The sequence below is a fragment of the Chitinophaga sp. genome (genome assembly GCF_039596135.1).
GTDB lineage: Bacteria > Bacteroidota > Bacteroidia > Chitinophagales > Chitinophagaceae > Chitinophaga.
Genome location: NZ_JBCNKH010000125.1, coordinates 1 through 9,178 on the forward strand (window position 1 = coordinate 1; position 9,178 = coordinate 9,178).

A 9,178-nucleotide genomic window follows, 5' to 3' on the forward strand; every position below is an offset into this window, starting at 1 on the left:
GGCCTCCGACTTGTAAGGTCAGGAGTTCGTTCGGGATTTAGCTATGAGGATCTGTCAGGAGTAGCGGATGTAGACGTAGCCGCTTATCGTGCAGCAGACCGTCGTGCAGGGTTTGACCTGGAGCAGGGTTCTCAGATGCGGTTAAAAGTATTATACCTTGGAGGTAGCCGGTATGAGTTCATCTGGAGCCATCATCACATCATCATGGATGGTTGGTGCAGCAGCCTGCTGATCAGGGAGTACTTCCGGTTATATGAGGGAGAAGTCCTGGGCGCTGTATATCCTTATTCAGATTATATAAAGTGGCTTGAAAAGCGGGATATGTCAGCGAGCCTATCCTACTGGCGTACCTACCTGTCCGGTTATGACCGGGTGAGTGCCTTGCCGAAACAGGTAGTAGGTGATAAGGGAGTTTTTGCAGGTGGAAGTATAGGGTTTAGTTTGCCCTCCGCACAACGATCAGGTCTTCGGGAATTATGCATGAGCCTGGGTATCACGGAGAATATCTTCCTGCAGACAGTCTGGGGCATCTTGTTGGGCAGTTATAGTGGAGAGGAAGAGGTTTTGTATGGCACAGTAGTATCAGGCCGTCCAGCGGAGCTGGAAGGTGTAGAGGAGATGATAGGATTATTCATCAACACGATCCCAGTGCGTATACGGCTGGAAGGGGAGATGAGTGTGAAAGAGCTGTTATTGTCCGTACAGCAATCTTTTATAGCGGGGCTTCCTCATCACTATACACAGCTGGCAGCTATTCAGGCTCAAACCCCTCTTAAACAGGGACTGTTTGCGCATACGCTCACGTTTGAGAATTTCCCGGTACAGGAATGGATGCAACAACAGGTAGCCGACAAGCAGTATATTTCAAATTGTGTATTAACAGAGATATATGATACAAATGATTATGATTTTAGCATCATTGTAGTACCGGGAGAGCAGCTGGTATTCAGGTTCACTTACAATAAAAATGCCCATGAAGAAGCGTTCATTTCTCAAATAAAAGATCATTTTATACAGTTGATAACCACCATAATAAAAGACTCTTCTGTCGCTATTCATCCCTTACAGACATCTATCCGGATTGATCACCCTCAATCTGTTGCAGCAGAAAATGTCCGCATTTCCAATTATACAGCAGGTTTCAGCGCCACTGTAAGTGATGATTTTTGATCACTCTTTACTCTTACATATTTCCCTAAAACAACTAGTATGAATACCCCGAAGAAACTCGGAATTATAGGAGGCATGGGCTCCCGTGCAGGAGCATTGTTCCTAAATAAGGTCATCGATTATTCTCCTGCCTTAAAGGACCAGGAATTTCCTGAGATCTTTTTCCATAATAATGCGGTAATCCCAGACAGGACAAAGGCCGTTATCTATAACGGAGAATCACCTATGTCAGCCATTTACAGATCGTTGGAGCTTTTTAATCAGAACAAAGTGGATGTAATAGCCCTGACATGTATGACCGTTCATTATTACTATGAACAGATCAGTGTATATGCGCACGCAAGGGTAATGAACCCGTTAGACCTCATTGCAGAACATATTCGCCAAAACTATCCTGATGCTAAAAGAATAGGTGTATTGGCCGGTACCGGAGCTATCAATGGAGGTATCTACCACAAAGCATTAAAGGACCAAAGTGTAGAACTGGTAACCCTTGATCCGGAAGACCAGGAATCCATCTTTATGCGCGCATTGTTCATGGAAAATGGATTTAAGTCGGCTGTGATCTCTGATGAGGCAAAGGGCATGATGACAACAGCTATGGACAGGCTCGTAGCGAAAGGTGTAGACCTTTTTATAGGAGGCTGCACAGAGGTATCCATCGGTATTGACCCACTTGCAGTGGACACTCCATATATCGATGCACTTGATCTGCTGGCCAGAAAAACAGTAGACTTCTGTTATAGCGGTGTAGGAATGGAAAGCCCTATTGCTTTATGATGGTCAATACGGCTTATTTCCATCATTTTATTAAAGAATATGCAGGCAAGGGCCGCCTGGTGGTTCAGCCCAGGATGGGCTTCAGTGATATTGACGTAATGCGTAGTGGGCTCCATGCAGTGAAGGAAATAGACGCACCCTCAATAGGCACTATTACGTTGGACAGTTTTACACGTAATAGCAATTTTCAAGGCGCTGCCGATGCTATCAGAAAGGGAATGGTCCTGAACGGTTATCCCATCGTGAGTTATTCCCGTGAAGAGAACCGGCGGCTTATAGAAGGCCTGCGTGCTCCCGATTTCCCTGTCCAGGTGCGGCATGGAAGCCCCTTGCCGGAAGAGATTTTCAAGGCCACTATCGATGCCGGTATCGATGCCATTGAGGGTGGCCCTGTTTCTTATTGTTTCCCTTATGGAAGAATTTCCCTGAAGAGAAGTGTGGAAGCCTGGAGCACCTGTTGCAAATTATTTGCGGCGGCAGGGAATGGAATGGGGCATATAGAAAGCTTTGGCGGATGCATGATGGGGCAGTTATGCCCGCCTTCTCTGCTGATCGCTATTACTATTGCTGAAACGCTGTTCATGATGGAAAGGGGAATCAGGTCCTATTCTCTCAGCCTGGCACAGGGCACACATACAACGCAGGATATAGCTGGCCTGAATGTGCTGCGCCAGCTGGGACGAAAATACCTCGGGCCGGAAAGTGAATGGCATATAGTGTTCTATACTTTCATGGGAAAATTCCCGCTTTCATACCAGGGGGCAAAAGCCATCATTGAAGAAAGCGCACGGGCTGCCGTAAGAGGTGGTGCAGAAAGACTGATCGTGAAAACCGTGAAGGAAGCCCACCAGATCCCCTCCATAACCGATAATGTCAATGCCCTTAATATGTGCAACGAAGTAGCCATAACAGCATTTGCCCATCGTTTTTTACAGCCCGATATTCCTGAATGGACCTCCCGGATATATGAGGAAGCAGACTTCCTTATCAACCTGTTGCTTAACCAGCACAGCGATATCGGAAAAAGCCTGATGAGCGTATTTAAGAAAGGATATTGGGATATACCCTTCTGCCTTCATCCGGATAATAAGCGATTGACCCAGGCAAAGGTAGATGTTGACGGTTTTATTTACTGGTCAGATATCGGTAAAGTTCCCTTTTCACCACATATCCGGAAAAACGCATTGAGAAAGGAAGCAAGGCTTTCTTCGGCAGAGCTGCTGAAGATGCTTTCTTTTAATCAGCAAAAGTATGACAGCCTCCAATTCTCTTCTTCCCACGGATAAATTATTTCTAATGAAACCAATTGCTGTACTTACCACTATTCCATCAGATTCCCATAACTGGAATCTGCTGTTCATATCGCTTTTCCTGGAAGAGCAAGGCTTCAGTGTGATCAACCTGGGGCCAAGTGTTCCCTATGATGTGGTGTTGGACACCTGTAACCAGTACCATCCCGATCTGCTGGTTGTATCTACAATTAACGGTCACGGTTATATAGAAGGCAGGGAACTGATCATGCGGGTCCGGGATATGGATATCATGAAAGACAAACCTGTATTCATCGGCGGAAAATTAAGTACAGACGAGAACATGTCGTCCCTGTATGTCCTGGAGCTGGAAGAAGGAGGATACACGAAAGCATATACGGGCAACGTCAATATGCAGGATTTTACAACACGTTTACAAAGTATTGCAGCGCAGTCTGCGATCAGCAGGCAGGCCTGAAAGGACCAATAAAAGTATTTTTTTATAAGGAAATGATCACTATGGACAAGAAAGTCATTCACAGCGTATTTGAACAAGTTGCTTATAAATTCCCCGATCGTATTGCAGTGCAGGATGAGCGGGAGCAGATCAGCTACAGGGACCTTAATATCCATGCCAACAGGCTTGCACATCTGTTGCGTAGTATCGGCTGCACACCGGGAACCATTGTGAATACGATGGTACCTCCTTCCATTCAGGCGGTTTCCGCCTTACTGGGGGTTTTTAAAAGCGGCGGCATCTATCTTCCGTTTGATCTTTCCCTGTCAGAGAAGCGGCTGAATCAGATTTTTAGTGAAACTTTCAATGGTATTGTCATTACTTCCGCCGAAGAGTTGGAGAAACTGCTAAGGGCAGCCGACAGGTTCATGAATGGCATTGAACATCTGATAGTGGTCAATGCGGCGCATGAATACCGGCTTTTCAGTTACCAGGAAAAACAACTGCAGGCGTATGAGCTGGAAGAGCAGAAAAGCTGGCACAGTGATCCTGCATTATTGGGCAATGGAGACAGTAGCAATTATATTTTTTATACCTCCGGTTCTACCGGAGATGGAAAAGCAATCGTTGGCTCGCATGCAGGTCTGAGCCATTTTATTCACTGGGAGATCGGTGAGTTTGGCCTGGATGAGACCTTCCATTATAGCCAGTTGGCACAGACCACTTTTGATGCTTACCTGCGTGATGTATTCGTTGCGCTTGTATCCGGGGGAACATTATTTGTGCCCCCCGCGGAAGTGAAAAAGAACCCGGCACAATTGCTGGAATGGCTGGCGATCTCAAAAATAAATATGGTACATTGTGTACCTTCCCTTTTCAGGGTCATGACAAAGGAGCTCCTTGCCAGCCCCGCCGGTATGTATGATCTGCTGGCGCTCAGGTATATGCTGCTGGGAGGAGAGCTGCTATTTACAAAGGATATCATGAGCTGGCGGAAGGGAGCAGGAGATCATACCCTGCTGGTAAATATTTATGGCCCTACCGAAACAACATTAATTAAATCCTTTTACAGGATCACACAGCTTTCTGATAATCCTTCTCATGTGATCCCTGTAGGTATGCCTATCAGCAATACCACGATCGCTATTATCAAAGACAAGCGTATTTGCAGAATTGGAGAAACCGGTGAGATCTTTATCAAAACGCCTTTTACCACAAAAGGCTATTACAATAATGAGGCCCTTACCAGCACCACCTTTGTGCAAAATCCCCTGGTAGATGACGGCCGGGATATTGTTTACAAGACAGGTGATGTAGGTCGCTACCTGCCTGATGGGAATATAGAAGTACTGGGAAGACTGGACAACCAGGTAAAAGTGAACGGGGTAAGGGTAGAGCTGGGAGAAGTGGAAGGCGCTATACTGGGACTGGAAAATATAACAGGTAGTGTAGTGACCTTATACAGATCAGATGACAACCTGGCAAGTCTTGTTGCCTATTATACCGGAGTAAAGATACCCGACCACCAGCTCCGCTATTTACTGGGCAAAGTATTGAACCCGCAGATCATCCCTTCTTATTTTATTCATCTGAAAGAGTTTCCGCTCAATATCAATGGCAAGGTAGACAAGCGGGCATTACCCCTCCCGATAGATGTGATCATGGGTGGCGCTGATTTTCAGCCCCCTGCCGGAAACATGGAAATAGCCCTGGAAGCCGTCTGGAAAGAGCTCTTAGGGCTGGAGCGTATAGGCAGGAATGTTTCTTTCTTTAGTATAGGCGGTCATTCTCTCCGGGCAATACAGCTTACGTCGCGTATTGAAAGAATATTGGGGATAAAGGTCAAGGTAGCGGATATCTTTATACATGATACCCTGGAAGAGCTGGCTCGATTCTTATCGGCTGGTGAGGCAGCAGATCATCGCCAGATACCGCTTGCCCCCGCGCAGGCTAGTTACCCTATGTCCTCATCTCAAAGAAGGATATGGGTACTCAGCCAGTTTGAAGAAAGCAATATTGCTTACAATATATCCGGTGCCTATGTCTTTGAAGGAAAATTAGATATCGCTTTATTTAATGAAGCACTGTACCTGCTTACAGCGCGGCATGAAAGCCTCCGTACCGTATTCAGGCAGGATGAGCAAGGCAATGTCTGCCAATTTATACTCTCTCCTGCAGCAGCAGCGGTGGCTTTAACATACCAGGACCTGCGAGCGGAAGCTGATCCCGAAGCAGCTGCAGAAAAGCTGGTAAAAGCAGCCTGTGTTACACCATTTGACCTGGCAAACGGGCCGCTGCTTCGTACAGGGCTTTGGCAAACGGATGATGGGAAATGGATATTTTCCTACACGATGCATCATATTATCAGTGATTACTGGTCTATGAGCATCCTTATTAAAGAATTGCTGCTCCTGTACAATACAAAAGGCCTGCAGCAGCCAGCCCCGCTGCGCATACAGTTCAAAGACTATGCGCACTGGCAGCAAACCCGCCTGGAAAAAGGTGCATTTGAAGTGCATAAAGACTACTGGATGCATCACCTGGATGGAGAGCTGCCCGTGTTATCCCTGCCCACCGATTATCCAAGACCTGCCTTTAAAACTTTTAATGGAGGTATCATATACAGCACCATCGATAAAGGCACTGCAGCCGGATTGAAAAAACTGGCGCAGGAAAGGGAAGGAACGCTTTTTATGGCCCTGCTGGCAGGCGTCAATGCATTGCTACACTGCTATACCAGCCAGGAAGATATCATTATTGGTACCCCAGTAGCTGGAAGAGATCACCTGGACCTGGAAGAGCAAATAGGATTATACCTGAACACGCTGGCATTAAGGACCCGGTTCAGAGGAGAAGAAAGTTTCCTTTCATTGTTGGATCATGTTATCGGGGTGGCAAAGGCAGCCTATGAGCACCAGGTATTCCCTTTGGATGAACTGCAGCATCAGCTGCAACTGCAAAGGGATATGAGCCGGAATTTCCTGTTCGATGTATTCATCGACCTGCATGATGATGGTAATCTACAAAATGATCAAAGGCTGGATGAGCTTGCGGTTAGCTGGTATAAAAAAATGGACCATGTAGTAAGCAAGTTTGATCTTACTTTTATGTTCATGGAGTCCAGCTCCGGGCTTTATCTTTCGCTTGAATATAATACCGACCTTTTTTCCCGCCGTACCATTGAGCGTATGAGCGATCATTTCCGGCAGCTCCTGGATGCTATTGTAGCTGCTCCGGTTACTCCTGTTAATCAGCTGGACTGCCTGCGCAGCGAAGAAAGAAATATGATACTGACCCGGTTCAATCCTTCCTGGTCAGCTCCTTTTCTTAGCGGCTCTGTACTTTCCCTTTTTAAAGAGAAAGCCCTTCAGCATCCTGAAGTACCCGCATTAAAATATAATGAGGAAGTGCTTACTTATGGCGAACTGGATGAACAATCTGACCGCCTGGCCCATCACCTGCTTGAGCAGTACGGTGATCTGAGCGGCAAGCGGGTAGGGATATTCCTGGATCGCTCTATGCACCTGATCGTAGGCATCTTAGGCATCTGGAAAACAGGAGCGGCCTATATACCAATAGACACTGATTATCCCGCTACCCGCAGGGATTTTATCCTGAAGGATGCAGGTATTGATGTGCTATTGACCAGTACAGATCATATGTTCAGCCTGGACAGCTATACCGGTGCTATTGTAGCACTGGACATTCAGTTGTCAATGATGCAGAGCGTACGCGATTTTCGCAGCATAGCGATTACTCCGGCGCATATAGCTTACATTATTTACACATCTGGTTCTACCGGCCTCCCTAAAGGTTGTCTGATCACGCATGGCAACCTGTTCAACTATATTCAATGGGCGGATCAGTATTATTTTAAAGCAGGAGAGGTGCCTTCATTTGGATTGGTGACCTCCCTGTCTTTCGATCTTACATTGACCAGCATATTTTGTACCCTCACGATGGGTGGTATGCTCACCATTTATGGGCAATCAGCTGATTTGCTGACAATGCTTACAGACAATCTTAAGGAGGACAGCGGGATCAATAGCATAAAGCTGACCCCTTCTCATATTAGTTTTCTGAAAGCTGGGGGCATTTCCACTACGTGTATCAGGCGGGCCATCATTGGCGGTGAACAGATCACTCCTGAGCATATACATACTCTGAAGCATATGAATGCTGATATGGACATTTACAACGAATATGGGCCCACGGAAACGACTGTAGGTTGTGTGGCTGCGCTGCTGGAAGAAAATAAACCTGTCCTCATCGGCAAACCTATAAATAATACCGCTATCTACATACTTACGCCCGGCTTTGCGTTATGCCCGATAGGGGTGGTTGGAGAGATCTGTATAGGAGGATACAGTGTAGGGCGCGGTTACCTGAATAATGATGCATTGAGCCAGGAAAAGTTTGTAGCAGATCCTTTCCGTGAAGGCTACCGGATGTACCGCAGCGGAGATCTGGGTAAATGGACGGAAGAGGGAACCCTTGTTTTTGTGGGTCGCCGTGATGAACAGGTAAAGATCCGTGGTTACCGGATAGAGCCGGGTGAGATCGCAGCACAGGCAGAAAGACATGTAGGAGTAAGTGGAAGTATCGTTACGGTAAAGGTACGTCCGGGAGGAGAAAAGGAACTGGTATGTTATTTTACCGGAGATGCAGACACTGATATTGTAAGTCTTCGCATCTGGCTATTGGAACAGTTGCCATCGTATATGGTGCCGTCTCATTTTGTAAAGCTGGAATCATTTCCATTGACAGCACATGGAAAGATAGATAAGCAGCAATTACCGGATCCGGATGGATTATCGGAGGTGATAAATTACATAGCGCCGGTTACTGAGGCGGAGTCGGTGCTGGCAGGGGTTTATAGTGCGGTGCTGAATAAGGCCCTGATCAGTACAGGAGATGATTTCTTTGTACTGGGAGGGGATTCTATCAAGGCCATCCAGGTAGTGTCGCGTGTAAAACAGCAGGGTTATACCATCAGTGTACAGGATGTACTAAAATATCCGTTGCTGTCATCATTGAGCCGGCGCATGCAGCGGAATGGCGGCCGGATAGGGGATCAGGGGATAGTAAGTGGTGTTATACCCTTAAGCCCTATCCAGCGATTGTTCTTTAGCAATAAGAGTGCAGACAAGCATCATTATAACCAGTCGGTAGTATTGGCTGCAAAGGATCGATTATCTGTGGTTTGTTTGTGCCAGAGTTTGGATCAGCTGGTATTACATCATGATGGATTGCGGATGGTATACCGGCCATTGGAAGGAGGCATTTGGGAACAGGAGAACCTGGGGCAGTCGCAGGGTTATGGCTGGGGCGAGCATACGGTAGATGAAACGGGCTTCCAGGAGCTGTGTACTAGTCTTCAGCGTAGTTTAGACCTGAGCCATGGGCCCTTGTTCCAGGCAGTATTGTTCCATTTGCCGGAAGAGGATCGCTTGCTGTTATTGGCGCATCACCTGGTAGTAGATGGTGTTTCCTGGCGTATCCTGCTGGAAGATCTGGATCA

General features: G+C 46.8%; 5 protein-coding genes. All 5 read left to right on the plus strand.

From position 1 onward, the window contains the following. A partial coding sequence (locus tag ABDW16_RS30890; protein WP_343675297.1) for a condensation domain-containing protein occupies positions 1–1,170 on the plus strand: 1,170 nt, incomplete at its 5' end. A gap of 39 nt (positions 1,171–1,209) precedes the next feature. Then, the gene (locus ABDW16_RS30895) at positions 1,210–1,950 is read left to right on the plus strand and encodes an amino acid racemase (RefSeq protein ID WP_343675298.1); all 741 of its coding nucleotides are present in this window, start codon (positions 1,210–1,212) and stop codon (positions 1,948–1,950) included. Next, a complete protein-coding gene (locus ABDW16_RS30900; RefSeq protein ID WP_343675300.1) occupies positions 1,947–3,236 on the plus strand; it encodes a methylaspartate mutase in 1,290 nt (429 codons plus the stop codon). The genes ABDW16_RS30895 and ABDW16_RS30900 overlap by 4 nt, the downstream gene beginning before the upstream one ends. Before the next feature lie 10 nt (positions 3,237–3,246). Then, positions 3,247–3,678: a cobalamin-dependent protein gene (locus ABDW16_RS30905; RefSeq protein WP_343675301.1), complete on the plus strand. Its 432-nt coding sequence runs from the start codon at positions 3,247–3,249 to the stop codon at positions 3,676–3,678. Positions 3,679–3,719: 41 nt separating this feature from the next. Beyond that, positions 3,720–9,178: amino acid adenylation domain-containing protein (locus ABDW16_RS30910; protein ID WP_343675302.1), on the plus strand; the 5,459-nt coding region annotated here is incomplete at its 3' end.